We start from the raw sequence: 25050 nt of genomic DNA, 5'->3' as shown, positions 1-25050 counted from the left end.
GCGAATCGGCTGATACAGCGCGAATCTGGGTCAGCGTCGTTCCTGGTCAACTGCCGTGACGGGCCGGAACGCTGGCTGTCATGACAGCACCACGCACCCAAGTCCCCGTCACCGTACGTACGTTCGCGCACCGCTGCCCGTCCACGCGGCGCGGTGCCCGGCTCGCCCGGCTGCTGGCCGGGCATCAGCTCGTCGACTGGGGGCTCCCGCGCGGCACCTGCGCGTTCGACGGCGCGACCCTCGTCATCGCGGAACTCGCGTCGAACGCCGCGCTGCACGGCCTCGTCCCGGGCCGGGACTGCGCGCTGCGGCTCGCGTACGACACCGGGACCGGCGTGCTCCGGATCGAGGTGTCCGACACCCACCCCGGCCGCCCCGTCCGTGTCGAGCCCTCGCCCGGCTACGACCGGGGGCGGGGGCTGGCCCTGGTCGAGGCGGTCGCCCTCCGCTGGGGCGTGCAGGAGCGGAACGGGCCCGGCAAGACGGTGTGGGCGGAGTGCGCCGTGGCGGCGGCCTGCGAGAACGCGGACCGTTGAGGGGCCGGCCGGACGCACCGCCTGTACGCGCACCCGGGAGCTTGGCGTTTAACGTCGGTGCATCCGGACGCCCAGGTTCGTTGGCAGCATCGCGAAGGTCACGCGTTCGCCGACCGGGCCCGCTGTTGTGTCGGCCTCCAACTCGAAGTGGTGGCACACCATGGCGACGACCATGGTCATCTCGATGAGGGCGAGGTTGCGTCCGGGGCAGAACCGGGGCCCGCCTCCGAAGGGCAGGAACGGTGATACGCCGTCCGTTCGCGGGGCGGAGGGGGACAGCCAGCGCTCGGGCTCGAATGCGCCGGGGTCCGGGTACCTGCTGTCGTCAACATCCGAACCGTGTGTCAGCAGCGGCATGACAAGGGTTCCGGCCTTCAGATGCAAGGCGTCCGCTCCGTCCGCAACGGTGATGTCACGGACGGCCTGCATGATCAAGAAAGGGCTCGTCGGGCGCAGGCGGATCGATTCGTGGACCACCGCCTCGGCATAGCGCAACCGGGACAGGGCGGCCGGGTCGGCTCGGAGTCCCGTGTCCCCCAGCACCGCCTCCGCCTCTTCCCATACCTTCCGCTGCACCTCGGGATGGGCGGCCAGGTAGTACAGCGCCCATGCGGCAGCGGCGGCAGTGTTGTCCTCCCCCGCTACGATCATGTTGACCACGGCGCTGACGACGTCCTTCTCCGCCAGTTGTCCGCCGCCGTTCGCGCCTGCCTCGGCGAGCGCCTCCAGGTAAGTAACCGGCTCCCGCCCTTCTGCCACGCTACGCCTGGCCTGGACGTACTGCTTCTCCACCAGGCCACGGAGCTCCGCAATGGTGGCGTCCAGCCTGCGGTCGGCGGGCAGGCGGACCCACCGCCAGTACGGGATCGGGCTGGAGATCCGGCGCCCGAGTTGCTCGAAAGCCAGTGGCAGGCGCCCGGCCAGGCCATCGCTTTGCTGTGGTCCCAGGGCGTCCAGATCGTGGCCTGAGAACAAGGCCGTCGACACTTCGACCGTGTAGCGCATCAGGTCGTCGAGGACGTCCACCCGCGCAGCCTCCTTGGCGGCCCAGAGCGTCCGGAGCCGCTCGACAGACCGGATGATCACGGAGAAGGAGTCACGCAATGCCTCGGCACGTAAGCCCCGCATTGCGATCTGGCGCATGCGGTGCCAGTCCTCGCCTTCCGCATCGAACAGACCTGGAGCGCCCATCTCGTGGATGAGTTGCGCCAGCAGCGGAGCCCGCCGGAATGCTCCCGGTCGCTCGCGCAGAACTGTCTGAACGATGTCCGGCGACGAGGTGACGACCAGGGGAGTACGGCCGAACCGGATCCGGTAGACCGGGCCGTACGTGTCCCGCCAGTCATGGAGCACGCGGTGCATGGCCGGACCGCGCGCCAGGGCCGGGAGGTGACCCAGCAGGGGAAACGCCGACGGCTCCGGGAGGTCGTTGACAGTGAGCATGCTCTCGGTCCTTTCCATGGCACATCGCGCCTGGGCACACAGGTTGACGCCTGTTAACCGCGACTGAAGTTAACAGCTGTCAACCTGTCATGTCGAGTGCCGTCGGCCTCGGATGACCGGAGCGGGAAGGGGGACCGCTGAAACGCCGAAAGGCGAAGAGGGAGACGAGGGGCGGCCTGGTGACGGCGTTCAGGCAGTGAAGCCCCACAGGATGAAGAGCCGGTCGACGTGTGTCTCCACGTCCGGCCACGCCAGGTGTGGTTTGTGGATGCGCAGGGAGACCACTCCGTGCATGCCGACCCAGAGATCCTCAGCAGTGACGCGCTCGTCCGCGCCCGCTCCTCTGGCCAGTTGGCCGATGCCTCTCAGGACAACGTCCGCCGCCCCGCTCTGTACGTAGTCCTCGCCCAGTTGGCCGGCACTCTCAAAACGCAACTGGTACAGCCCCGGGTTGGCGATGCCCCAGGCCAAGTAGGCAGCGGCGATGCGGCGGAGGCGGTCGAGAGGAGGCAGCTTCGGATCGTCGGCCTCGGTCAGCGCAGCGACGAAGAGGGCATCGGTGCGCAGGAGAACGGCTCGGTTGAGTTCACTCTGCGAGGCGAAGTGGCGGTACACCGCAGTGGCGGACACCCCACAGGCCCGGGCCGCCGATCGCAAGGACGGCACGGTGAGAACCAGGCCGGGAGAGGCCAGTTCAAGGGCCGCGTCCAGCAGCCGGTCACGCAATGCTTCGCCAGACACCCGCCACATCCCTCATTCGGTCGAGTTCGTTCGCAAGAACTTAACGCGGCGCCCCGGAGAGACCCATCGCCTTGCTCCTCACTCAAGATCCTGTTCTACGTGGCCGCACCACGGTGCCGCTTCCGGGAGGGCTTTGCAGTAGGCAAATTGCCCTGCAAGCCCTTACTGAGCCCGGGCGCGGAAACGTACTGGTCCGGACGGCGCCGTCCCGGATGCCGCCGGGGAGGAAAGGGGCGAGGATCGTCTGATGTGACGAACACCGGGCCACACCGCGACGGGAAGGGCTCCTTCGGTGGAAACGGTGGCACCGCCGGGGCCGGCGGGGCCCAGCGAGTGGAGACCTTGTCGGACGGGGTCTTCGCCATCGCCATGACGCTCCTGGCGCTGGACATCTCCGTACCGGCGGGCCTGGACAGCGCGGGCTTCCACCAGGCGCTGAGTGATGTGCTGCCGAACATCGCCGCTTACGCGCTCAGCTTCGCCGTCATCGCCCAGTTCTGGCGCGATCACCGCAGCATCCTCGGCGCCGCGCCCGCGGCGGACGGCGCGGCGCTCGGTCTGACGCTGCTGGGACTCGCTCTGGTGGCTCTCCTGCCGTTCCCGACGTCCCTGCTCGCCGAGTACACCGACCAGGCACTGGCCGTGGCGGTCTACTCGGGCACGGTGGCGGCCATCAATGCCGTTCACACGGCCTTGGTGGTCGCCGTTCGCCGCAGCGAGACGGTCCGGGACCGCGCCGGACCGGCCGACGGGGGCCCGACGGCGAGGAGGCGGCGGCTCGCCGTGGACTCGGGGGTCACCGCCGTGGTCTTCGGTGCCGCCGTGCCGGTGGCTTTCGTCTCCCCGGGGGCGGCCATGTGGTCCTGGCTCGCACTGGTCCCGCTGAACTTCGTGATCGGCCGCAGACGACGGCGTACGCGGCGGGAGGCCACGCACCGGGAGCCCGCGGAGAGACCTCCCGAGGTGTGACACCGGCGGGATCGGGCCGGTGTCACACCGCGGTCCGGACGACGCGTACAGGCCACGCGGCCGACGGCTCCCCGGAGCGCCGAGTACGCCTGCCGTGCCGCCGGAGGCCGGCCGGGTCGGGCTCCGGGTCAGCCGCCGCCCAGCTCCCGCGCCAGGCTCTGGATCTCCTCCGCGATACGGCGCTGGAGGCCGCCGCCGAACGTGACGCGGGTGGCGCCCAGTTCGCCGAGTTCGCGCGGGGTGGGGCCGCCGGGGACGGCGATCGCGTTGAGCGGTCCGCCGATGCCGGCGGCGAGTTCGGGCAGCAGCTCCGGCGGGGCGAGGATCGGGTAGACGCAGTCGGCACCGGCCTCGCGGTAGAGCCGGCCGCGTTCGATCGCCGCCCCGGTGTCCGGCACACCGCGGAGGAAGGTGTCGACACGGGCGTTGACGAACAGGGCGTCGCCCGCCGCTTCCCGGACCTCCGCCAGCCGGTCGGCGTGCCGCCGGGGGTCGGCGAGCCGCCGGTCCGCCGGATCGGAGTCCTCCAGATTGCAGCCCACCGCCCCGGCCTCCAGCAGCCGTTCGACCAGCTCGGCGGGCGGCAGGCCGTAGCCGTCCTCGACGTCCGCCGAGACGGGGACAGAGACGGAGCGGGCGATCCGCCCGATCGCCGCGAACATCTCCTCCGGCGGAGTGCCGCCGCCGTCCGGATAGCCGAGGGCCGCCGAGACGCCCGCGCTGGGCGTGGCCAGGGCCGGGAAACCGGCGGCCTCGAAGGCCCGCGCGCTCACCGCGTCCCAGGGGCCGGGGAGGACCAGCGGGGCGGAGGGCGCCCGGTCGTGGTGGAGGGCGCGGAAGGTCTCGGCCCGCGAAGCGGACCCGTGGGTGCCGCCGGCGGTGTCGGTCGTCGCAGTCATGTGCGTCAGCGTAGGCAACTGCGCTGGGGCGCGGGGCCGTTCGAGACGGGGTGGTCCCGGCCGCCCGTCCGGAGAAGGTTCCGCGCATCCCGAGGGGCCGGGAGGGAAGCCCGGCTCGCCTCCGGTGTCGCTGGCGGGGAGAGGCGGCCCCTCGGACACGGGGTCGTTCGAGGACGCTCGAGAACGTTCGAGCACAGGGGCCCGTTGCGGCCGGGGAGCCGGTCCCGCGCACCCGGGCCCGGCGGAAACGAGCCCGGCGGAAACACCGCCCCGACACCGTTGATTCGGGCGCGGTGCGGCACGGTATCGCCGGGCGCGTGCGGGGGGAAGCACGGCCCCCGGCCCACCGCGCCCGTTACGTCACGTCGGAGGCCCCGGGGCCGGGCGCCCCTCCAGGGGTCCGAAGACCGCGACCGCGTCCTCCGCGGAGTTGCGGGCGTGGACGTATTCGTCCGCCCAGGCGGCGGCGTCCGGGAAGGCCGACTCGGCGGCGATCCGCGCGCACGCCGCCGCGTAGTCGTACGGAGTGCGGCGCAGCTCCACGCCCGGGCCGAGCAGGGCCCAGTGGGCGCCCCGGCGGCCATAGGGCATGCCGACGCTGCCCGGGTTGACCACCAGGCGGCCGTGCACGAGCCGGGCGAACGGCATGTGCGTGTTGCCGCAGACGACCACCTCGACGCCGGTGTCCACACCGGCCAGGACCTCGGCCCAGCGGCCGGCGGAGGAGTCGGTGAGGATGACCTCCGCGTCGTCGCGCGGGGTGCCGTGGCAGAACAGCACGCGGCCGAGGCCGTCGATATCCAGTTCGGCGGTGAGCGGCAGACCCGCGAGCCGCTCGGTCTGGTCCGGGCGGAGCTGCTCGGCCGCCCAGGCGGAGACCGGGATGCCGGCGGGCGCTCCCTCCACCAACTCCCGGTCGGCGTTGCCCCGGATCCACAGTGCCCGGTCGCCGAGCGAGTCCAGCAGGTCCAGCGTCTCGACGGGCTGCGGCCCGGCGGCCATGTCCCCGGTGAGCACGATCCGGTCGGCGGACCGGACGGCGGGCTCGGCGAGCACGGCCTCCAGGGCGGGCAGCACCCCGTGGATGTCGGACAGTACGGCGACTCGCTGCGTCACGGCGCTCATGGCGGAGACGGTAACGGCGCCGGGCGCGGCCCGTGGCCGGTTCACTCAGCGCGAAGCCCCGCGCCGTCCCGGCCGCCGAAGCCGGCCGCGCGGCCGTCCCCGGCCCCGGCGGTGCGCCCCAGGGTCTCCAGTGGAACGCGCCGCCCTCGCCCGCACCCGGCCGCAGCGGACCGGGAGCGCGTTCCACGATTCCCCGACGAGAGCGGATGTCCGGACTCGACCGGAGCGAGTCGCTGAACCTTCTCGTATCCGGTTTGTCTCCGACCGGACTTCAGCCGGCGGTCGAAGACATCGCCCGGCACCGGCGGCATCTCCGTCAGCGTCGCCGGGTGAGTGCCCTGGCCCGCAGTCCGCACCGGGAAACGGCGCGAGCACCCTCCTCGCACCCCCACGGTGGGCCACAGGGGTGAACCGCGAGGCCCGGGCCGTGTGCCCCGGCCCGGGGCCGCCGGCCGCCCGCGTCAGCCGCGTCAGATGCCGAGCTTGGCCGCGTACGCCTTGGCGACGGCGTCCTTGTCGCCCTCCGTCTCCACGCGCGCCTGCTCCTGGCGGCCGTAGAGGAAGAGCAGCAGCTCACCCGGTTCGCCGGTGACGGTGACCACCGGCGTGCCGCGGTGGGCCACGGCCGTGCGGCCGTCCGGGCGGCGCAGCACCAGGCCGACCGGCGACTTGCGGCCCATCATCCGGGCCGCCTTCTCGATACGGGACCACAGGGCGTCGGCCAGGACCGGGTCCAGCTCGCGCGGCGTCCAGTCCGGCTGGGCGCGGCGGATGTCCTCGGCGTGCACATAGAACTCGACGGTGTTGGCGGCCTCGTCGATCTGCTTCAGGGTGAACGGCGACATCCGGGGCGGGCCGGTGCGGATGAGCTGGATCAGCTCCTCGTACGGCTTGGCGCCGAACTCGGCCTGCACCCGGTCCAGTCGCGCCGCGAGCGGCTTGACGAACATGCCCGCGGCCGCGTCGGGACGCCGCTCGCGCACCACGAGGTGCACGGCGAGGTCGCGGGTGGTCCAGTCGCCGCACAGGGTCGGGGCCCCCGGGCCCGCGTTCTCCAACAGATCGGCCAGGAGCAGACGTTCACGCTTCGCATGGGTCGACATACCGCCACCCTACGACCGCGCCGGGGGAGCGGCCACGATGCCGCGCTGTGTTCGGGGGACAGTGGGGGAGAACCCCGAGCGAGGTCGGGGGCGGTCTCGGGGGCGGACCGGCCCGGGCCCCGGGACGGGTCGGCCGCGTGTCCCGTGCCCCCGCGCCGCCCCGGCCGTGCGGCGGATTTCCCGGTGCCCCGGACGTGGCGGCACAATGGCGCCCATGTCCAGCGACTCCCGTGACTCCGGCGACCGCGCCGCCGCCCCCGCCGGCTCCTCCGGCCTCGACCCCGCCGTCGCCGCGCGGCTCAAGCGGAACGCCGAAGGGCTCGTCCCGGCCATCGCGCAGCAGTACGACACCGGCGAGGTGCTGATGCTGGGCTGGATGGACGACGAGGCCCTGCACCGGACCCTCACCACGGGCCGCTGCACCTACTGGAGCCGCAGCCGCGGCGAGTACTGGGCGAAGGGCGACACCTCGGGCCACGTCCAGCACGTCAAGTCCGTGGCGCTCGACTGCGACGGCGACACCGTGCTCGTCAAGGTCGACCAGGTGGGTGCCGCCTGCCACACCGGCGACCGCACCTGCTTCGACGCCGACGAACTGCCGCTCGGCCCGGCGGCCTCCGCCTGACCGGCCGTCCCATCCGGCCGTTACGTCCGGCTGTCTTCGGTGGCCGCCCGGTCCCGCGAGCCCGGTGCCCGGCCCGGGACCGCACCCGGCGGGGCCGGCGTGGAGGGCCCGCCGTGGGGACGGCGGCCGCGGCCGCATGCTGGAACGGCCCCGGCCGGGTCCGCCCGGCCCACTAGGATCCGGGCCCATGAGCACCGGTGCCGCCACGATGGATCTCACCACCTTCCGCAAGCTGGCGGCCGACCGCCGCGTCATCCCCGTCAGCCGCAGGCTGCTCGCCGACGGGGACACCCCGGTCGGCCTGTACCGCAAGCTGGCGGCGGAACGCCCCGGCACGTTCCTGCTGGAGTCCGCGGAGAACGGCCGCTCCTGGTCGCGCTACTCCTTCGTCGGCGTCCGCAGCGACGCCACCCTCACCGTCCGCGACGGCGAGGCGCACTGGCTCGGCACGCCGCCCGTCGGCGTCCCCACCGGCGGCGATCCGCTGGAGGCCCTGCGCACCACCGTCGACACCCTGCACACCCCCCGCGACCTCGGCGATCTCCTCGGCCTGCCGCCGTTCACCGGCGGCATGGTCGGCTACCTCGGCTACGACATCGTCCGCCGCCTGGAGAAGGTCGGCGACAGCACCCGTGACGACCTCGGGCTCCCCGAGCTCACCATGCTGCTCACCTCCGACCTCGCCGTGCTCGACCACTGGGACGGCACCGTCCTGCTCATCGCCAACGCGATCAACCACAACGACCTCGACACGGGCGTCGACGAGGCCTACGCGGACGCCGTCGCCCGCCTCGACGCGATGACCGCCGACCTCGCCCGGCCCCTCCCCGGCGGCGCCGCCGTCGTGCCGCCCTCCGAACTGCCCGAGTTCACCCAGCGCTGGGGCGGCGCCGCGTACCAGGAGGCCGTGGAGGACATCAAGGAGCGCATCCGGGCCGGGGAGGCGTTCCAGGTCGTCCCGTCCCAGCGGTTCGAGACGCCCTGCCCGGCCTCCGCCCTGGACGTCTACCGGGTGCTGCGCGCCACCAACCCCAGCCCGTACATGTACCTCCTCCGGTTCGACGGCTTCGACGTCGTCGGCTCCAGCCCCGAGGCGCTGGTCAAGGTCGAGGACGGGCGCGCCATGCTGCACCCCATCGCGGGCACCCGGCCGCGCGGCGCCACCCCGCAGCAGGACGCCGCGCTCGCCGAGGAACTGCTGGCCGACCCCAAGGAGCGCGCCGAGCACCTGATGCTCGTCGACCTCGGACGCAACGACCTAGGCCGGGTCTGCGAGCCGGGCAGTGTCGAGGTCGTGGACTTCATGTCGGTGGAGCGGTACAGCCACGTGATGCACATCGTGTCCACCGTCACCGGCCGCATCGCCGAGGGCCGGACGGCCTTCGACGTGCTCACCGCCTGCTTCCCGGCCGGCACGCTCTCGGGCGCCCCCAAGCCCCGCGCCCTCCAGATCATCGAGGAGCTGGAGCCCACCCGGCGGGGCCTGTACGGGGGCTGCGTCGGCTACCTCGACTTCGCGGGCGACTCCGACACCGCGATCGCCATCCGCACGGCGCTGCTGCGCGACGGCACCGCGTATGTGCAGGCCGGGGCGGGGGTCGTGGCCGACTCCGACCCGGTCTCCGAGGACACGGAGTGCCGCAACAAGGCGGCGGCGGTGCTGCGCGCGGTCCGGATGGCCTCCGGGCTGCGGTAGGGCCGGGCCGCGGCGGGCCGTTTCCGGGCCCCGCCCGGGCTCCGCCCAGCCGCCCGCACCGGGGCGGGGCGCCCTTCGCCGGGCGGTACTCCGGCGCCCCAAAGGGCACTTGGTCCTCCACCGGGGGGCAGCCGGACGACGCGGGGATCCCCGGAGGCGTCACGGGGCAGTCCCTGCGAGTTGCTCATCCCCGGCCCTCCCGCACCCACCTCGGAAGCCGCGTACTGCCACGGGACGAGTGCCGCCTCGGGTCCCGTACCGCCCCGTGTCCCATACCCCCCGTGACCCGTGCCGTACCGGGTGCCCCACCGCCCCGGGTTCGGGCGGCGGGGCGGTACGGGTCATAGTGGAAACGTGAGTCCCGTACCCGAGCCGCGCAGTCATCCCGAACCCGAGCACAGCGAAGCCGAGCACAGCGAACCCGGACACAGCGAACCCGGACCCGGCGAACCCGGGCGTCCCACATCCGGCTCGCACCGGACCGGGCCCGAGCCGGCGCCCGATCCGGCGGCCGGGCCCGCCGCCGGCACCGGCCGTCGCAGCCTCGCCGCCGCGCTCGCCCTCGGCGCCGCGGGCGCGGCCCTCGCCCTGGTCGCCGGAGGACAGACCTGGTCCGAGGCCACGACCACCGCCGCCCAGGGGGCGCTGCGGGTCAGTGCCGAAGGCCGGGACGTGACGGGGGCGCCCGCCGCGCTGGCCATCGTCGGACTCGCCGCGCTGGTCGCCGTGTTCGCCGTACGCCGCGCGGGCCGCACCGCCGTCGCCGCGCTGCTGGCGCTCAGCGGGGCGGGCACCGCCGTCGGCTCCCTCCTCGGCCGCGCCGACACCGGGGCCCTGGAGGCGGAGGCGGCCCGGGTCACCGGCCTGGTCGGCGCCGGTGTGGAGAACGTCACGCACACCGTCTGGCCGCTGGCCTCCACCGCGGCCGGGCTGCTCCTGCTGCTCGCGGGGCTGATCGCCCTGCGTCACGGACGCCGCTGGCCCGCTATGTCGGGACGGTACGAGCGTCCGGCCGGTGGGGTGCGCCAGGGCGCCGCCGCGCCCGACCCGGAGCGCCCCGACGAGATGTGGCGCGCCCTCGACCGGGGCGAGGACCCGACCCGCGACCGCTGAAGCCACCGCCCTCGCCGGCCCGGGACCGCATCCGGGCCATACCCGGGCCGCCCCGGTGGCCCGCGCCCTCGCGACGCTCCGGGACGGCACCCCGGCGCGACGGCGTCACAGCCCGTCGGGAAGAATGGACGGCGAGCGTTCACCGCGCCCGAGCCAGGCGCACACAGAGCAACGAGGAGAACTCATGGCGGGCACCGACCACGGACACACCCCGGCCGCCTGGACCGGCGTCATCATCGCCTTCATCGGTTTCTGCGTGGCCAGCGCCTTCACCGTGATGGCCAGCCCCGTGGGCTTCTGGGTGGGTATCGCCATCGTCTTCCTGGGCGGCATCGTCGGCTGGATGATGAAGAAGGCCGGCATGGGCCAGGACGCCTCGCGCGAGCCGCAGAAGCGGCAGCAGCCGCAGCACTGACCCGACCGGTCCGCGGGTGGCGCACGGCGCCCCCCCGCGAGCCGGGGCGAGACCGTGAAGGCGCGGCCCCGTGGCCCGTACGGCCGTATGGACGGCGTACGAGGGCCCGGGGCTGCGCCTTTCCGCGTCCGCGGCGAGACTCGGCTTCGTGAGCGACCAACCCGCACACCCCGCACCGCGCCGGGCCCGGGCCGTGCCCCCGCCCGGGGCCGCGGCCCCGGCTTCGCCCGTGCCTCCGGACTCGGCCCGGGACATCTGTCCGGCCACGCCCGCGGCTTCGCGCCCGGGTCCGCCCGTGCACCGGCCCGGGGCCGCGGCCCCGTGTCCGGGTCCGCCCGCGGCTCTGCCCGGGCGTCCGGATTCCCCCGCCGCCTCGGCCGGGCGCCGGGCTCGGTCCGTGCCCGTGTCCCCCGCCCTTTCCGCTCCGCGCCGGTTTCCGCTGCCCCGTCCGAGCATCCGGTGACGGGCCGCACCTCGGCTCCGGGTCCGCCGACGGGCACTGCCGTGTCCGGCCCGGCTGCGCCACCCGGTGGCGGCCGTCACCCGGCCGGCCGTGCCGGGCGGCTTCTTCCGTTCCGCCCGAGGGCTCTGGCCGCGCCCTTGGGGGCGCTCGCCGCCGGTGCGGCCGCTCTCGGCTGGGTCGGGGCCGTGGATCCGGGCGTGCCGGGGCGCTACCCGGTGTGCCCGCTGTTCCACGCGACCGGCCTTCTGTGCCCCGGCTGCGGCGGTCTGCGCGGTGTCCACGCCCTCGCGCAAGGCGATCCGGCCGCCGCGTTCGGCGCCAACGCGCTGGCCGTGCTGGCCGTGGCAGCGGCGGCTGTCGTTTGGGGGATCTGGGCCGTACGAGCTCTGCGCGCCGCCGCTGGGCCCGTGCGCGCCGCCGGGCCCACCCGGGCTGCCGGGGCCACGCCGAGCGGGAGTGCCGGACCGAGCGGGCGTTCCGCATGGGGCACGACCCCCGTGAGCCCCGCCGGCCCCATGGACTCCGCGGATCCAACGACTCCGGCGGCCCCGCGGCGTACCGCGCGTACCGTGCGAACCGCGCGGAGCCGGCTGCCGTGGTGGGCCGCCGGGGCGCTCGTCACGGGCTTTACGGTTGTCCGGAACCTGCCGTTCGGCGCGGGCCTGGCACCGTGAGAACCGGAACCGGTAGCACCGGGTTTGTCCACGTGTCGGGACCCCGGGCGCCCGGATGTGAAGGGTGTGCGCCCGGCCGGATACCATCGCAGAGTCTCGCGCAGTCGCGGGCGGGGCGGTGCCCGGCGGGCACCGGACGGCCGCGATCGCTCCACCACCGTCCCGGAAGGGGGCCGCTCCCGTGAGTGTGCTCGACGAGATCATCGAGGGAGTCCGTGCCGACCTCGCGGAGCGGCAGGCGCGCGTGAGCCTCGACGAGCTCAAGGAGCGGGCGGCCGGGGCCCCTCCGGCCAAGGACGGGGCCGCGGCGCTCCGCGGTGACAGCGTCAAGGTGATCTGCGAGGTCAAGCGCTCCAGCCCGTCCAAGGGCGCGCTCGCCGCGATCGCCGACCCGGCCGGGCTCGCCGCCGACTACGAGGCGGGCGGCGCGGCCGTCATCAGCGTGCTGACCGAGGAGCGGAAGTTCGGCGGCTCGCTCGCGGATCTGGAGGCCGTCCGCGCCCGGGTCGACATTCCCGTGCTGCGCAAGGACTTCATCGTCACCTCCTACCAGCTGTGGGAGGCCCGTGCCCACGGCGCCGACCTCGCCCTGCTCATCGTCGCGGCCCTGGACCAGCCGGCCCTGGTGTCGCTCATCGAGCGCGCCGAGTCGATCGGTCTGACGCCGCTCGTCGAGGTGCACGACGAGGAGGAGGTCGAGCGGGCCGTCGTCGCCGGGGCCCGCGTCATCGGCGTCAACGCGCGGAACCTCAAGACGCTGGAAGTGGACCGGTCCAACTTCGGCCGGATCGCCCCGGTCATCCCGGACCACGTCGTCAAGATCGCGGAATCGGGCGTGCGCGGACCGCACGACCTGATCGCGTATGCCAACGAGGGCGCGGACGCCGTGCTCGTCGGGGAGTCGCTGGTCACCGGCCGTGACCCGAAGACGGCGGTGTCCGACCTCGTGGCGGCCGGCGCGCACCCGGCCCTGCGGCACGGGCGCGGCTGAGGAGCCCCGATGACCCGTTCCCCGTACGCACGGCTCGCCCGCGGCTGCCGGCCGCGGGGCTGCCGCGCGCCCGCGCGGCGGGTGCGGGGGCGGCGGGTGCGGTACCACATCGGCAGTGAGCCGGGGCAGATCAACGGCATGCGATGGCGTGCCGCGGCCACGCGTACGCCCGCCGGCGCGGTCTGACACCGCCCGGCGCCGCCCGCTCTTGAGCGGACCGCCCCCGGGTTGGCTGCCCTCCCGGTCTCTCCCGCCCATCGCTCGGCTTCCGGACCCGACACCCGGGGCCCGCGCTGCCGGGCATTCGGCCGGCACCCGGCGGCCGGGGCCCGGACACCGAGCCCCGGAGCCGCGGAGAGGGTCTGGACCGGTCCGGATCGGTGCCTGTCCCGGGAGTATCCGGACCCGGGAGCGGCTCCGGCCACGGTTTGCCGGAACGATCCGAGTCGGAACCCGGCTTCCGGACCGTTCGGTCCCGGAGACCGGCTCGGCTCCGTTCTCCGGGCCGTGGTCCCGAGCCGGACCCGGCCGGACCGGGGACAACCGAGTGCTCGGGGGTGCCGGGAACAGGCCGGTGCCCGGAGTCCCGGGTCATCCCGGTTCCCCCGGACCCGGACCCGGACCCGCGACCTCGGCAGCGGCGTGCGATGGCGTGCGGCGCCGGATACCCGGCCGCTGCTCACCGTCCCGTCCGCGCCTGCGGCCCCGGGCCGGGGAGCCGGAACCGGGCGGCGGTGCCGCCCCCGGCCGGGCGTACGCGAGCCTTCCCCGCGGAGCGTTCCCTTCCACCACTGTCACCACCCACCAGCCGGGGCCCCGCGCCCCGTCACGAGGAGTACCGCAGATGTCCTCCGATTTCTTCATTCCGGACCCCGAGGGTCTGGTCCCCAGCCCCGAGGGCTACTTCGGCGCGTTCGGCGGCAAGTTCATCCCCGAGGCGCTGGTCGCCGCCGTCGACGAGGTGGCCGCCGAGTACGCCAAGGCCAAGGCCGACCCCGCCTTCGCCGCCGAGCTGGACGAACTGCTCGTCAACTACACCGGCCGCCCCAGCGCCCTGACCGAGGTCCGGCGGTTCGCCGAACACGCCGGTGGCGCCCGGGTCTTCCTCAAGCGGGAGGACCTCAACCACACCGGCTCCCACAAGATCAACAACGTGCTGGGGCAGGCGCTGCTGACCCGCCGCATGGGCAAGACCCGCGTCATCGCCGAGACCGGCGCCGGTCAGCACGGGGTCGCGACGGCCACCGCCTGCGCCCTCTTCGGCCTCGAATGCACCATCTACATGGGCGAGGTCGACACCAAGCGGCAGGCGCTCAACGTGGCGCGGATGCGGATGCTCGGCGCCGAGGTCATCGCCGTCAAGTCCGGCAGCCGCACCCTGAAGGACGCCATCAACGAGGCGTTCCGCGACTGGGTCGCCAACGTCGACCGCACCCACTACCTCTTCGGCACGGTGGCCGGGCCCCACCCGTTCCCCGCCCTGGTCCGCGACTTCCACCGGGTGATCGGCGTCGAGGCGCGCCGGCAGATCCTGGAGCGCGCCGGCCGGCTGCCGGACGCGGTCGCGGCGTGCGTGGGCGGCGGCTCCAACGCCATCGGCCTGTTCCACGCGTTCATCCCCGACGCGTCCGTCCGGCTCGTCGGCTTCGAGCCCGGCGGGCACGGCGTGGAGACCGGCGAGCACGCGGCGACCCTCACCGAGGGCACCTCCGGCATCCTGCACGGCTCCCGCAGCTACGTCCTCCAGGACGAGGACGGCCAGATCACCGAGCCGTACTCGATCTCCGCCGGGCTCGACTACCCGGGCGTCGGCCCCGAGCACGCCTACCTCAAGGACACCGGCCGCGCCGAGTACCGCGCGGTCACCGACGACGAGGCGATGCAGGCGCTGCGGCTGCTGTCGGAGACCGAGGGCATCATCCCGGCCATCGAGAGCGCGCACGCGCTGGCCGGCGCCCTCGTCCTCGGCCGCGAGCTGGGCCCGGACGGGCTGGTGCTGGTCAATCTCTCCGGCCGCGGCGACAAGGACATGGAGACCGCCGCGCGCTACTTCAAGCTGTACGACCCGAGCGACGAGATCGAGGCCGAGTGATGGCGGGCAACCTGGAACTCCTGGAATCCGTCCTGGCCAAGGCCAAGGGGGAGGGCCGGGCCGCGCTGGTCGGCTATCTGCCCGCCGGTTTCCCGACCGTGGACGGCGGGGTGCGGGCCGTCACGGCGATGGTCGAGGGCGGCTGCGACGTGGTCGAGGTCGGGCTGCCGCACAGCGACCCGGTGCTGGACGGGCCGGTCATCCAGACCGCCGACGACATCGCGCTGCGCGCCGGGCTGCGGATCACGGACGTGATCCGCACGGTCGCCGAGGTGCACGCGGCGACCGGGGCCCCGGTGCTCTGCATGACGTACTGGAACCCGGTCGACCGGTACGGCGTGGAGCGGTTCGCCGCCGATCTGGCCGAGGCCGGGGGAGCGGGCTGCATCCTGCCCGACCTCCCCGTCGAGGAGTCCGCGGTGTGGCGCGCGGCCGCCGCGAAGCACGGCCTGGCCACGGTCTTCGTGGTCGCGCCGAGCAGCCGGGACGAGCGGCTGGCGAAGATCACGGCGGCCGGCAGCGGCTTCGTCTACGCGGCCTCGCTGATGGGCGTCACCGGCACCCGTGAGTCCGTGGGCGAGCAGGCCCAGGACCTGGTGCGCCGCACCCGGGCCACCACGGAGCTGCCCGTCTGCGTCGGCCTCGGGGTCTCCAACCCGGAGCAGGCGGCCGAGGTCGCGGCGTTCGCCGACGGCGTGATCGTCGGCTCGGCCTTCGTCAAACGGCTGCTGGACGCCCCGGACCTGGAGACCGGGCTCGCCGAAGTCCGCCTCCTGGCGGGGGAGTTGGCGAAGGGCGTGAGCCGCGGGGCCTGACCGCCCGGACCGCGGCGGCGGTACGGCGGGGGAGCGGTGCGGCACCCGGGGGCGGTACGGCCCGGGAGCCGCACGGCCCGCGAGGGGCGCAGCGGCGCGGCGGGGGAGCGGAACGGGGAGGCGGCACACGCGCCTCCCCGTTCCGCTGTCGCGGCTCTCGGCGCTGTCGGCCCGCTGCTCTACGCTGGCCTCACCCCCCACACCCCCTCCCGGCCGGTTCGCCGCGCGCCCCGGCCGTACGCCCCCGTGCGCCGACCCGAGGAGATGTGAGGACCGTGACCGCAGAGTCGCCGGCCGCCGGCCGAGCCGCGGACGAGCCCGGGCTGTCCGCGATATCCGAGGAGGAGTGGGCGCGGTTCGCCGCGGGGAGCGCCGGGCCCGGGTGGCCGCAGGCGCGCGGGCAGCGCTGGTGGGGGGTGGCGGCCGGCCTGGTCTTCGTCGTCCTGCTGGTCGCGGTGGTGGCCGACCAGGCCCGGGCCCTCTCCTGACGCCGTTCCCGGCCCTCCGCCACCGGCTGCGGAGTTCCCCGGCCCCCGGGTGGGGTGCCTCACGCCGCGCAACAGGAAGGTCCGCACAGCGGTGTGCGGACACCCCTCCGCTCCAGCGATCGCTCCAGCGATGCTCCCGCACCGCCCCGGAGTGCGGAGGAGAAAGCCCCGGCACGTGCACCGGGCACCGGCGCCGCGCGCCGCGATGACGGAACAGCCCAGGGTGCATCCCGCGACCGCCCGGCGAGGGCCGTCCACGGAGGGCGGCGGCGCGGCGCCCCGCCGGGCGCGGCCCCGTTACGGAGCCGTTGCCGGGCTGGTTGCCCGGCACCCCGCCCGGCACGGTAGCGTCGGGACCGCCATGGACCTCGCATACATTCCCAGCCCGTCGACCGGCGTGATCGAACTCGGTCCGATCCCGCTGCGCGGCTACGCGTTCAGCATCCTCATCGGCGTCTTCGCCGCCGTCTGGATCGGAGGCCGGCGCTGGGTCGCCCGCGGCGGCCTGCCCGGCACGGTGGCCGACATCGCCGTCTGGGCCGTGCCGTTCGGTCTGGTCGGCGGCCGTCTTTACCACATCTTCACCACGTACGAGCCGTACTTCGGTGAGAACGGCAACTGGGTCGACGCCTTCAAGATCTGGGAGGGCGGGCTCGGCATCTGGGGCGCCATCGCCCTCGGTGCCGTCGGCGCGTGGATCGGCGCCCGGCGCCGCGGCGTCCCGCTCCCGGCCTACGCGGACGCCGTCGCGCCCGGCATCGCCATCGCCCAGGCCATCGGCCGCTGGGGCAACTGGTTCAACCAGGAGCTGTACGGCAAGGCCACCGATCTGCCCTGGGCCCTGAAGATCGACAAGGGTCCCGAGCCCGGGCTCTACCACCCCACGTTCCTCTACGAATCGCTGTGGTGCGTCGGCGTGGCGCTGCTCGTGATCTGGGCCGACCGCCGCTTCAAGCTCGGCCACGGCCGGGCCTTCGCGCTGTACGTCGCCGCGTACACCGTGGGCCGCGGCTGGATCGAGTACCTGCGGATCGACGAGGCGAACTACGTGCTCGGGCTGCGCTTCAACGTCTGGACCTCGATGGTCGTCTTCCTCGGGGCGGTCACCTACATGATCGTCTCCTCCCGGCTGCGTCCCGGCCGGGAGACGGTGGTCGAACCGGCGGCGGAGGAGGCCCGCGCGGCGGAGGCCGCGGGCGCCGCCCGCGACGGCGAGACGGACGAGACGACGGACGGCGAGGCGGACGGCGAGGTCGGCGAGGAGCCCGGGAAGGGCGGCGGGCCCGAGAAGGACGCCAAGGACGCCAAGGCCGCCGAGGACCCCAAGGCGGTCGAGGACGCCGGGCCGGCCGGCGGTGCAAAGCGCGAGGGCCCGGGTGACGGCGACGGCACCGCCGGCTCCGAGACCGGCGCCGCCAAGAAGCTCTGAGACGGAGATCACGGACCCACCGAGACGGCGGCGGACCCTTCCGGGGGTCCGCCGCCGTCCGGCTGTCCGCACCGCCCCGAGACGGCCCGCACCCCGGCCCCGGAAACCGCCCACAGCACCCGCCCCCGCACCCGCCCTCCAAGAAAACCGCAGGTCAGGCAGGTAAGTTCGGCCTTCCTTGCTGGCGCCGCCGATGGCATCGCGCGTACCGTCGAGGCCAGGGGGAGCCGCCGGGCTGTCCCGGGGAAGGGAGCACCACACCGATGGCCAGCAGCAGCGCAGCCGCCGACAACCTCGCCGAGAACGCCACCGAGAGTGTCACCGAGGACAAGCCGCACGACGCGCACCGGGACAACCACACCCACCGCGACGTCAACGGCGGCTGGCTGCGCCCCGCGGTCTTCGGCGCGATGGACGGCCTGGTGTCGAACCTGGCGCTGATCACGGGTGTCGCGGGCAGCAACGTCGCCTCGCAGACCATCGTGATCACCGGGCTGGCCGGTCTCGCCGCCGGAGCCTTCTCCATGGCCGCCGGCGAGTACACCTCCGTCGCCTCGCAGCGCGAGCTGGTCCTGGCCGAACTGGAGGTCGAGCGCGAGGAGATCCGGACCAACCCGGCGGAGGAGGAGCGGGAGCTGGCGGCGCTGTACGTCTCGCGCGGCGTGGAGCCGGAGCTGGCCCGCCAGGTCGCCGAGCAGCTCTCCCGCGACCCCGAGCTGGCCCTGGAGATCCACGTCCGGGAGGAGCTCGGCGTCGACCCCGGCGACCTGCCCTCGCCGGCGGTCGCCGCCGTCTCGTCCTTCGGGGCCTTCGCCGTGGGCGCCATCCTGCCGGTGCTGCCGTACCTGCTGGGCACGGAGCGGCTGTGGCCGGCGGTGCTGGTCGCTTTGGCCGGGCTGTTCCTCTGCGGCGGTCTGGTGGCGAGAGTCACGGCGCGCTCGTGGTGGTACAGCGGCTTCCGGCAGCTCATACTCGGTGGTGCGGCCGCCGCGGTGACGTACGGCCTCGGCTCTCTCATCGGAACAGCCGTAAGCTAGGATCACCGGCCGCGCGCCCGCCGCGCCGGCCGGCCTCCGGGCCGGGAAAATCTTGTTACTCGCGGGTTTCGACCGGCGTCCGGCTGGGCATGAGCCGGAAGCGCTACGGGCAGTGCCGCCCGTCCGGCGCCGGAGAAGACCAGGGCGGGCCGCTCCAGTCACTCCCCCCACCACCGCTCTGAACTGGTGGTGTCCGCATGATGGAACGCCGTTTTCGCGTTGCGGGACAGCCGCCATCATGTAACCTGCACGAAATTCGCAGAGGGCCAACGTCGTCCCTCGGCACTGACACTGCCACGACGACGACGGGAGAGCCGATGCGCACGCCGCGCCTGCTGTCCGAGCACCCCGCGCCCAGCGGTGGGAACACCGCCTGGTCGCCCCTGGCCGGGCGCCCCGACCCGCAGGGCATGTACGACCCGCGCAACGAGCACGACGCCTGCGGCGTCGGCTTCGTGGCCACCCTCACCGGTGAGGCGAGCCACGCCATGGTCGAGCAGGCCCTCACCGTGCTGCGCAATCTGGAGCACCGCGGAGCCACCGGATCCGAGCCCGACTCCGGCGACGGCGCGGGCATCCTGCTCCAGATCCCGGACGCCTTCTTCCGGAACACCGTCTCCTTCGAGCTCCCCGAGGCCGGCGCCTACGCCGTCGGCATCGCCTTCCTCCCCGCCGGTGACGGCGAGGCCGCCGGCCGCGTCGAGGCCATCGCCGCCGAGGAGGGCCTGACCGTCCTCGGCTGGCGCGAGGTGCCCGTCGCCCCGCAGATGCTCGGCGCCGGCGCCCGCGCCACCATGCCGGACTTCGCCCAGCTCTTCGTGGCCGACGGCGAGAACACCGGCCTGGCGCTGGACCGCAAGGCGTTCCTGCTCCGCAAGCGCGCCGAGCGCGAGGCCGGGGTGTACTTCCCGTCCCTCTCCGCCCGCACGATCGTCTACAAGGGCATGCTCACCACCGGGCAGCTGGAGCCGTTCTTCCCGGACCTCTCCGACCGCTCCTTCGCCACCGCGATCGCGCTGGTCCACTCCCGCTTCTCCACCAACACCTTCCCGAGCTGGCCGCTCGCCCACCCGTACCGGTTCGTCGCGCACAACGGCGAGATCAACACCGTCAAGGGCAACCGCAACTGGATGCGGGCGCGCGAGTCGCAGCTCGCCAGCGACCTGTTCGGCGAGAAGGCCGCCGAGCGCGTCTTCCCCGTCTGCACCCCGGACGCCTCCGACTCCGCGTCCTTCGACGAGGTTCTGGAGCTGCTGCACCTCGGCGGCCGTTCGCTGCCGCACAGCGTGCTGATGATGATCCCGGAGGCGTGGGAGAACCACACCTCGATGGACCCGGCCCGCCGGGCGTTCTACCAGTACCACGCGACGATGATGGAGCCCTGGGACGGCCCCGCCTGCGTCACCTTCACCGACGGCACCCAGGTCGGCGCCGTTCTCGACCGCAACGGCCTGCGCCCGGGCCGGTACTGGGTCACCGACGACGGCCTCGTCGTGCTCTCCTCCGAGGTCGGCGTCGTCGACGTCGACCCGGCCAAGGTCGTCCGCAAGGGCCGCCTCCAGCCCGGCCGGATGTTCCTCGTGGACACCGCCGAGCACCGCATCATCGAGGACGACGAGATCAAGGCCGAACTCGCCGCCGAACAGCCGTACCAGGAGTGGCTGGAGACCGGCCTGATCGACCTGGCCGACCTGCCGGAGCGCGAGCACGTCGCCCACACCCACGCCTCCGTCATCCGCCGCCAGCAGACCTTCGGCTACACCGAGGAGGAGCTGCGCATCCTCCTCGCGCCGATGGCCAGGACCGGCGCCGAGCCCATCGGCTCCATGGGCACCGACTCGCCCATCGCCGCGCTCTCCGACCGGCCCCGGCTGATCTTCGACTACTTCACCCAGCTGTTCGCGCAGGTCACCAACCCGCCGCTGGACGCCATCCGCGAGGAGCTCGTCACCTCCCTGATCTCCTCCCTCGGCCCGCAGGGCAACCTGCTGGAGCCGACCGCCGCGTCCTGCCGCAGCGTGACCCTGCCGTTCCCGGTGATCGACAACGACGAGCTGGCCAAGCTCGTCCACATCAACGCCGACGGCGACCTGCCCGGCTTCAAGGCCGTCACCCTCTCCGGCCTCTACCGGGTGAACGGCGGCGGCGAGGCGCTGGCCGCGCGGATCGACGAGATCTGCGCCGAGGCCGCCTCCGCCATCGAGGACGGCGCCCGGCTGATCGTCCTCTCCGACCGGCACTCCGACGCCGAGCACGCGCCGATCCCCTCGCTGCTGCTCACCTCCGCCGTCCACCACCACCTCATCCGCACCAAGCAGCGCACCCAGGTGGGCCTGCTGGTCGAGGCCGGCGACGTCCGCGAGGTCCACCACGTCGCCCTGCTCATCGGCTACGGCGCCGCCGCCGTCAACCCGTACCTGGCGATGGAGTCGGTCGAGGACCTGGTCCGCGCCGGCACCTTCCTGCCCGGTGTCGAACCCGAGACGGCCATCCGCAACCTGATCAAGGCGCTCGGCAAGGGCGTCCTCAAGGTCATGTCCAAGATGGGCATCTCCACCGTCGCCTCCTACCGCGGCGCGCAGGTCTTCGAGGCCGTCGGCCTCGACGAGGCCTTCGTCGAGAAGTACTTCCACGGCACCACCACCAAGATCGGCGGCGCCGACCTGGACGTGATCGCCCAGGAGGTCGCCGCCCGGCACGCCAAGGCGTACCCGGCCTCCGGCATCGCCGCGGCCCACCGCGCCCTCGACATCGGCGGCGAGTACCAGTGGCGCCGCGAGGGCGAGCCGCACCTCTTCGACCCGGAGACCGTCTTCCGGCTGCAGCACTCCACCCGCACCCGCCGCTACGACATCTTCAAGCAGTACACCCGGCGGGTCGACGAGCAGTCCGAGCGGCTGATGACGCTCCGCGGCCTGTTCTCCTTCAAGTCCGGCCGCCCCTCGATCCCGATCGACGAGGTCGAGCCCGTCTCGGAGATCGTCAAGCGCTTCTCCACCGGCGCCATGTCGTACGGCTCCATCTCCCAGGAGGCGCACGAGACCCTCGCCATCGCCATGAACCAGCTCGGCGGCAAGTCCAACACCGGCGAGGGCGGCGAGGACCCGGACCGCCTCCACGACCCGGCCCGCCGCTCCTCGATCAAGCAGGTCGCCTCCGGCCGCTTCGGCGTCACCAGCGAATACCTCGTCAACGCCGACGACATCCAGATCAAGATGGCCCAGGGCGCCAAGCCCGGCGAGGGCGGCCAGCTGCCCGGCCACAAGGTCTACCCGTGGGTGGCCAAGACCCGGCACTCCACCCCCGGCGTCGGCCTGATCTCCCCGCCGCCGCACCACGACATCTACTCCATCGAGGACCTCGCCCAGCTCATCCACGACCTGAAGAACGCCAACCCCCAGGCGCGCATTCACGTCAAGCTGGTCTCCGAGGTCGGCGTCGGCACCGTCGCCGCCGGCGTCTCCAAGGCGCACGCCGACGTCGTGCTGATCTCCGGCCACGACGGCGGCACCGGCGCCTCGCCGCTCACCTCCCTCAAGCACGCGGGCGGCCCCTGGGAGCTCGGCCTCGCCGAGACCCAGCAGACCCTGCTGCTCAACGGGCTCCGCGACCGCATCGTCGTGCAGACCGACGGCCAGCTGAAGACCGGCCGCGACGTCGTCATCGCCGCGCTCCTCGGCGCCGAGGAGTTCGGCTTCGCCACCGCGCCGCTCGTCGTCTCCGGCTGCGTCATGATGCGCGTCTGCCACCTGGACACCTGCCCCGTCGGCATCGCCACCCAGAACCCGGTGCTGCGCGAGCGGTTCAGCGGCAAGGCCGAATACATCGTCAACTACTTCCAGTTCATCGCCGAGGAGGTCCGCGAGCTCCTCGCCGAGCTGGGCTTCCGCACCCTGGAAGAAGCCGTCGGCCACGCCGAACTGCTCGACACCTCCCGGGCCGTCGGCCACTGGAAGGCGCAGGGCCTCGACCTGGAGCCGCTGCTCCACGTCCCGGACCTGCCGGCCGGCGCCGCCCGGCACCAGGTGACCGAGCAGGACCACGGCCTGGGCAAGGCCCTCGACAACGAGCTGGTCAAGCTCGCGTCCGACGCCCTCAACGCACCGAGCGCCGAGGAGGCCCAGCCGGTCCGGGCGCGGATCGCGATCCGCAACATCAACCGGACCGTCGGCACCATGCTCGGCCACGAGGTGACCAAGAAGTTCGGCGGCGCCGGACTGCCGGACGACACCATCGACATCACCTTCACCGGCTCCGCGGGCCAGTCCTTCGGCGCCTTCGTGCCGCGCGGCGTCACCCTGCGGCTGGAGGGCGACGCCAACGACTACGTCGGCAAGGGCCTCTCCGGCGGCCGGCTCGTCGTCCGCCCGGACCGCGGCGCCGACCACCTCGCCGAGTACTCCACCATCGCGGGCAACACCATCGCCTACGGTGCGACCAGCGGCGAGATCTTCCTCCGCGGCCGGGTCGGCGAGCGCTTCTGCGTCCGCAACTCCGGCGCCACGGTCGTCTCGGAGGGCGTGGGCGACCACGGCTGCGAGTACATGACCGGCGGCCACGCGGTCGTCCTCGGCGAGACCGGGCGCAACTTCGCGGCCGGCATGTCCGGCGGCATCGCCTACGTCATCGACCTGGACAAGGACAACGTCAACCCGGACCTCGTCTCCGCCGTCGACGCGCTCGACGCCGACGACGCGCGCTGGCTGCACGACGTCGTGCGGCGCCACCACGAGGAGACCGGCTCCACCGTCGCCCGGGCCCTGCTCGACGACTGGGACGCGGCCCTGCCCCGCTTCGGCAAGGTCGTCCCCGCCACCTACAAGGCCGTGCTCGCCGCCAAGGACGCCGCCGAGCGAGCGGGACTCTCCGAGTCCGAGACCCACGAGAAGATGATGGAGGCGGCGATCAATGGCTGACCCGAAGGGCTTCCTCACCACGGGACGCGAAGTGGCGCAGACCCGCCCCGTCCCCGACCGCGTCAAGGACTGGAACGAGGTCTACGTTCCCGGCTCCCTGCTGCCGATCATCAGCAAGCAGGCGAGCCGCTGCATGGACTGCGGCATCCCGTTCTGCCACAACGGCTGCCCGCTCGGGAACCTCATCCCCGAGTGGAACGACTACGTCTACCGCGAGGACTGGACGGCGGCGAGCGAGCGGCTGCACGCCACCAACAACTTCCCGGAGTTCACCGGCAAGCTGTGCCCCGCGCCGTGCGAGGCCTCCTGCGTCCTCGGCATCAACCAGCCGCCGGTGACCATCAAGAACGTCGAGGTCACCATCGCCGAGCAGGCGTGGGAGCGCGGCGACGTCACCCCCCAGCCGCCGGAGCGGCTCTCCGGCAAGACCGTCGCCGTCATCGGCTCCGGCCCGGCCGGCCTGGCCGCCGCCCAGCAGCTCACCCGGGCCGGGCACACCGTCGCCGTCTTCGAGCGCGCCGACCGCATCGGCGGCCTGCTCCGCTACGGCATCCCCGAGTTCAAGATGGAGAAGCGCCACATCAACCGCCGCATCGAGCAGATGCGCGCGGAGGGCACCCGCTTCCGCACCGAGATGGAGATCGGCCGCGACATCAACGCGGCCAAGCTGCGCAAGCGGTACGACGCCGTCGTCATCGCCGTCGGCGCCACCACCGCCCGCGACCTGCCCGTTCCCGGGCGGGAGCTGAAGGGCGTCCACCAGGCGATGGAATACCTGCCGCTCGCCAACAAGGTGCAGGAGGGCGACCTCACCGTCTCCCCGATCAGCGCCGAGGGCAAGCACGTCGTCGTCATCGGCGGCGGCGACACCGGCGCCGACTGCGTCGGCACCGCTCACCGGCAGGGCGCGGCCTCCGTCACCCAGCTGGAGATCATGCCCCAGCCGGGCGAGGACCGGGCGCCGCACCAGCCCTGGCCGACCTTCCCGATGCTCTACAAGGTCACCTCCGCGCACGAGGAGGGCGGCGAGCGGGTCTACTCCGTCTCCACCACCCACTTCGAGGGCGACGAGGACGGCAACGTCCAGTGGCTGCACCTGATCGAGGTCGAGTTCAAGGACGGCAAGCTGGAGCAGAAGCCCGGCACCGAGCGGAAGATCCCCGCCCAGCTCGTCACCCTCGCCATGGGCTTCACCGGCACCGACCGGGAGAACGGCATGGTCGAGCAGTTCGGCCTGGAACTCGACGACCGCGGCAACATCGCCCGGGACGAGAACTACGCCACCAACGTCGACGGCGTGTTCGTCGCCGGTGACGCCGGGCGCGGCCAGTCGCTCATCGTCTGGGCCATCGCCGAGGGCCGCTCCGCGGCCCGCGGCGTGGACCGCTACCTGACCGGCGGCAGCTCCCTGCCCGCCCCGATCCGCCCGACGGACCGCGCGCTGACGGTCTGACGGCCGGGACCCCCGCCGCTGAGCGGG

At 73.6% G+C, this 25050-nt stretch carries 21 protein-coding genes; 16 read left to right on the top strand and 5 right to left on the bottom strand.

What is annotated here, in order from left to right:
* Nucleotides 1-80 precede the first annotated feature (80 nt).
* Nucleotides 81-536, top strand: coding sequence for an ATP-binding protein (locus tag IF83_RS0105795; protein WP_030542940.1), 456 nt, complete (start codon nt 81-83; stop codon nt 534-536).
* Between the two features lie 48 nt (nt 537-584).
* On the opposite strand, the gene IF83_RS0105790 is transcribed toward IF83_RS0105795, so the two are convergent.
* A complete protein-coding gene (locus IF83_RS0105790; protein ID WP_158711002.1) occupies nt 585-1979 on the bottom strand; it encodes a cytochrome P450 in 1395 nt (464 codons plus the stop codon).
* Nucleotides 1980-2168: 189 nt separating this feature from the next.
* Nucleotides 2169-2720 carry a TetR/AcrR family transcriptional regulator gene (locus tag IF83_RS0105785; RefSeq protein WP_158711001.1) on the bottom strand — a complete coding sequence of 184 codons (552 nt, stop codon included), beginning with the start codon at nt 2718-2720 and terminating at the stop codon, nt 2169-2171.
* A gap of 249 nt (nt 2721-2969) precedes the next feature.
* Here IF83_RS0105785 and IF83_RS0105780 point away from each other — a divergent pair, with 249 nt between their 5' ends.
* Complete coding sequence (locus IF83_RS0105780; protein WP_244176871.1) at nt 2970-3689, top strand: TMEM175 family protein; 720 nt, start codon at nt 2970-2972, stop codon at nt 3687-3689.
* 128 nt (nt 3690-3817) lie between these two features.
* Here IF83_RS0105780 and IF83_RS0105775 read toward each other — a convergent pair whose 3' ends face one another.
* From IF83_RS0105775 to IF83_RS0105765, 3 genes are all read right to left on the bottom strand, one after another.
* A complete protein-coding gene (locus tag IF83_RS0105775) occupies nt 3818-4588 on the bottom strand; it encodes an isocitrate lyase/PEP mutase family protein (protein WP_030542936.1) in 771 nt (256 codons plus the stop codon).
* A gap of 360 nt (nt 4589-4948) precedes the next feature.
* Nucleotides 4949-5713, bottom strand: a complete 765-nt coding sequence (locus tag IF83_RS0105770) for a metallophosphoesterase family protein (protein WP_030542935.1) — start codon at nt 5711-5713, stop codon at nt 4949-4951.
* Between the two features lie 470 nt (nt 5714-6183).
* Nucleotides 6184-6816 carry a TIGR03085 family metal-binding protein gene (locus IF83_RS0105765; protein WP_030542934.1) on the bottom strand — a complete coding sequence of 211 codons (633 nt, stop codon included), beginning with the start codon at nt 6814-6816 and terminating at the stop codon, nt 6184-6186.
* Nucleotides 6817-7030: 214 nt separating this feature from the next.
* Here IF83_RS0105765 and hisI point away from each other — a divergent pair, with 214 nt between their 5' ends.
* The 14 genes from hisI (at nt 7031) to IF83_RS0105700 (ending at nt 25023) form a co-directional block, all read left to right on the top strand.
* Nucleotides 7031-7441, top strand: coding sequence for a phosphoribosyl-AMP cyclohydrolase (gene hisI / locus IF83_RS0105760; RefSeq protein WP_030542933.1), 411 nt, complete (start codon nt 7031-7033; stop codon nt 7439-7441).
* Between the two features lie 187 nt (nt 7442-7628).
* The gene (locus tag IF83_RS0105755) at nt 7629-9137 is read left to right on the top strand and encodes an anthranilate synthase component I (protein WP_078843200.1); all 1509 of its coding nucleotides are present in this window, start codon (nt 7629-7631) and stop codon (nt 9135-9137) included.
* 354 nt (nt 9138-9491) lie between these two features.
* Nucleotides 9492-10250: a TIGR02234 family membrane protein gene (locus IF83_RS0105750; protein ID WP_078843199.1), complete on the top strand. Its 759-nt coding sequence runs from the start codon at nt 9492-9494 to the stop codon at nt 10248-10250.
* A gap of 184 nt (nt 10251-10434) precedes the next feature.
* The gene (locus IF83_RS0105745; RefSeq protein ID WP_030542930.1) at nt 10435-10665 is read left to right on the top strand and encodes an HGxxPAAW family protein; all 231 of its coding nucleotides are present in this window, start codon (nt 10435-10437) and stop codon (nt 10663-10665) included.
* 87 nt (nt 10666-10752) lie between these two features.
* The gene (locus IF83_RS34560) at nt 10753-11802 is read left to right on the top strand and encodes a DUF2752 domain-containing protein (RefSeq protein WP_107046705.1); all 1050 of its coding nucleotides are present in this window, start codon (nt 10753-10755) and stop codon (nt 11800-11802) included.
* A gap of 181 nt (nt 11803-11983) precedes the next feature.
* Nucleotides 11984-12793 (top strand): indole-3-glycerol phosphate synthase TrpC, encoded by an 810-nt coding sequence (trpC, locus tag IF83_RS0105740; RefSeq protein ID WP_030542929.1) that lies wholly within the window; start codon nt 11984-11986, stop codon nt 12791-12793.
* Nucleotides 12794-12802: 9 nt separating this feature from the next.
* Entirely contained in the window at nt 12803-12979 is a 177-nt protein-coding gene (gene trpM / locus IF83_RS34015; RefSeq protein ID WP_167343572.1) for a tryptophan biosynthesis modulator TrpM, read from the top strand.
* Nucleotides 12980-13637: 658 nt separating this feature from the next.
* Nucleotides 13638-14885 carry a tryptophan synthase subunit beta gene (trpB, locus tag IF83_RS0105730; RefSeq protein ID WP_030542927.1) on the top strand — a complete coding sequence of 416 codons (1248 nt, stop codon included), beginning with the start codon at nt 13638-13640 and terminating at the stop codon, nt 14883-14885.
* Complete coding sequence (gene trpA / locus IF83_RS0105725; RefSeq protein ID WP_030542926.1) at nt 14885-15700, top strand: tryptophan synthase subunit alpha; 816 nt, start codon at nt 14885-14887, stop codon at nt 15698-15700. Before trpB ends, trpA begins: the two co-directional genes overlap by 1 nt.
* Before the next feature lie 275 nt (nt 15701-15975).
* Nucleotides 15976-16188 carry a hypothetical protein gene (locus IF83_RS33620; protein ID WP_158711000.1) on the top strand — a complete coding sequence of 71 codons (213 nt, stop codon included), beginning with the start codon at nt 15976-15978 and terminating at the stop codon, nt 16186-16188.
* A gap of 361 nt (nt 16189-16549) precedes the next feature.
* The gene (gene lgt, locus IF83_RS0105715; protein WP_030542924.1) at nt 16550-17617 is read left to right on the top strand and encodes a prolipoprotein diacylglyceryl transferase; all 1068 of its coding nucleotides are present in this window, start codon (nt 16550-16552) and stop codon (nt 17615-17617) included.
* Between the two features lie 263 nt (nt 17618-17880).
* Nucleotides 17881-18654, top strand: coding sequence for a VIT1/CCC1 transporter family protein (locus IF83_RS0105710; RefSeq protein ID WP_030542923.1), 774 nt, complete (start codon nt 17881-17883; stop codon nt 18652-18654).
* 317 nt (nt 18655-18971) lie between these two features.
* The gene (gene gltB, locus IF83_RS0105705) at nt 18972-23570 is read left to right on the top strand and encodes a glutamate synthase large subunit (RefSeq protein ID WP_030542922.1); all 4599 of its coding nucleotides are present in this window, start codon (nt 18972-18974) and stop codon (nt 23568-23570) included.
* Nucleotides 23563-25023, top strand: a complete 1461-nt coding sequence (locus IF83_RS0105700) for a glutamate synthase subunit beta (RefSeq protein WP_030542921.1) — start codon at nt 23563-23565, stop codon at nt 25021-25023. The genes gltB and IF83_RS0105700 overlap by 8 nt, the downstream gene beginning before the upstream one ends.
* Nucleotides 25024-25050: the final 27 nt, after the last annotated feature.

Origin of the sequence: Streptomyces albus subsp. albus (assembly GCF_000719865.1) — a bacterium.
Taxonomy (GTDB): domain Bacteria; phylum Actinomycetota; class Actinomycetes; order Streptomycetales; family Streptomycetaceae; genus Streptomyces; species Streptomyces albus_E.
The sequence above is the reverse complement of the archived record's forward strand: the minus strand, read 5'-3'. Positions and strand labels throughout refer to the sequence as shown.

What these genes read in the sequence shown, in the direction of transcription:
- hisI (WP_030542933.1), top strand. Translation starts at nt 7,031, where the DNA reads ATGTCCAGCGACTCCCGTGACTCCGGCGACCGCGCCGCCGCCCCCGCC.
- trpB (WP_030542927.1), top strand. Translation starts at nt 13,638, where the DNA reads ATGTCCTCCGATTTCTTCATTCCGGACCCCGAGGGTCTGGTCCCCAGC.
- IF83_RS0105790 (WP_158711002.1), bottom strand. Translation starts at nt 1,979, where the DNA reads ATGCTCACTGTCAACGACCTCCCGGAGCCGTCGGCGTTTCCCCTGCTG.
- IF83_RS0105765 (WP_030542934.1), bottom strand. Translation starts at nt 6,816, where the DNA reads ATGTCGACCCATGCGAAGCGTGAACGTCTGCTCCTGGCCGATCTGTTG.
- trpM (WP_167343572.1), top strand. Translation starts at nt 12,803, where the DNA reads ATGACCCGTTCCCCGTACGCACGGCTCGCCCGCGGCTGCCGGCCGCGG.
- lgt (WP_030542924.1), top strand. Translation starts at nt 16,550, where the DNA reads ATGGACCTCGCATACATTCCCAGCCCGTCGACCGGCGTGATCGAACTC.
- IF83_RS0105745 (WP_030542930.1), top strand. Translation starts at nt 10,435, where the DNA reads ATGGCGGGCACCGACCACGGACACACCCCGGCCGCCTGGACCGGCGTC.
- IF83_RS34560 (WP_107046705.1), top strand. Translation starts at nt 10,753, where the DNA reads ATGGACGGCGTACGAGGGCCCGGGGCTGCGCCTTTCCGCGTCCGCGGC.
- IF83_RS0105795 (WP_030542940.1), top strand. Translation starts at nt 81, where the DNA reads ATGACAGCACCACGCACCCAAGTCCCCGTCACCGTACGTACGTTCGCG.
- IF83_RS0105710 (WP_030542923.1), top strand. Translation starts at nt 17,881, where the DNA reads ATGGCCAGCAGCAGCGCAGCCGCCGACAACCTCGCCGAGAACGCCACC.
- IF83_RS0105755 (WP_078843200.1), top strand. Translation starts at nt 7,629, where the DNA reads ATGAGCACCGGTGCCGCCACGATGGATCTCACCACCTTCCGCAAGCTG.
- IF83_RS0105700 (WP_030542921.1), top strand. Translation starts at nt 23,563, where the DNA reads ATGGCTGACCCGAAGGGCTTCCTCACCACGGGACGCGAAGTGGCGCAG.
- trpA (WP_030542926.1), top strand. Translation starts at nt 14,885, where the DNA reads ATGGCGGGCAACCTGGAACTCCTGGAATCCGTCCTGGCCAAGGCCAAG.
- IF83_RS0105775 (WP_030542936.1), bottom strand. Translation starts at nt 4,588, where the DNA reads ATGACTGCGACGACCGACACCGCCGGCGGCACCCACGGGTCCGCTTCG.
- gltB (WP_030542922.1), top strand. Translation starts at nt 18,972, where the DNA reads ATGCGCACGCCGCGCCTGCTGTCCGAGCACCCCGCGCCCAGCGGTGGG.
- IF83_RS0105770 (WP_030542935.1), bottom strand. Translation starts at nt 5,713, where the DNA reads ATGAGCGCCGTGACGCAGCGAGTCGCCGTACTGTCCGACATCCACGGG.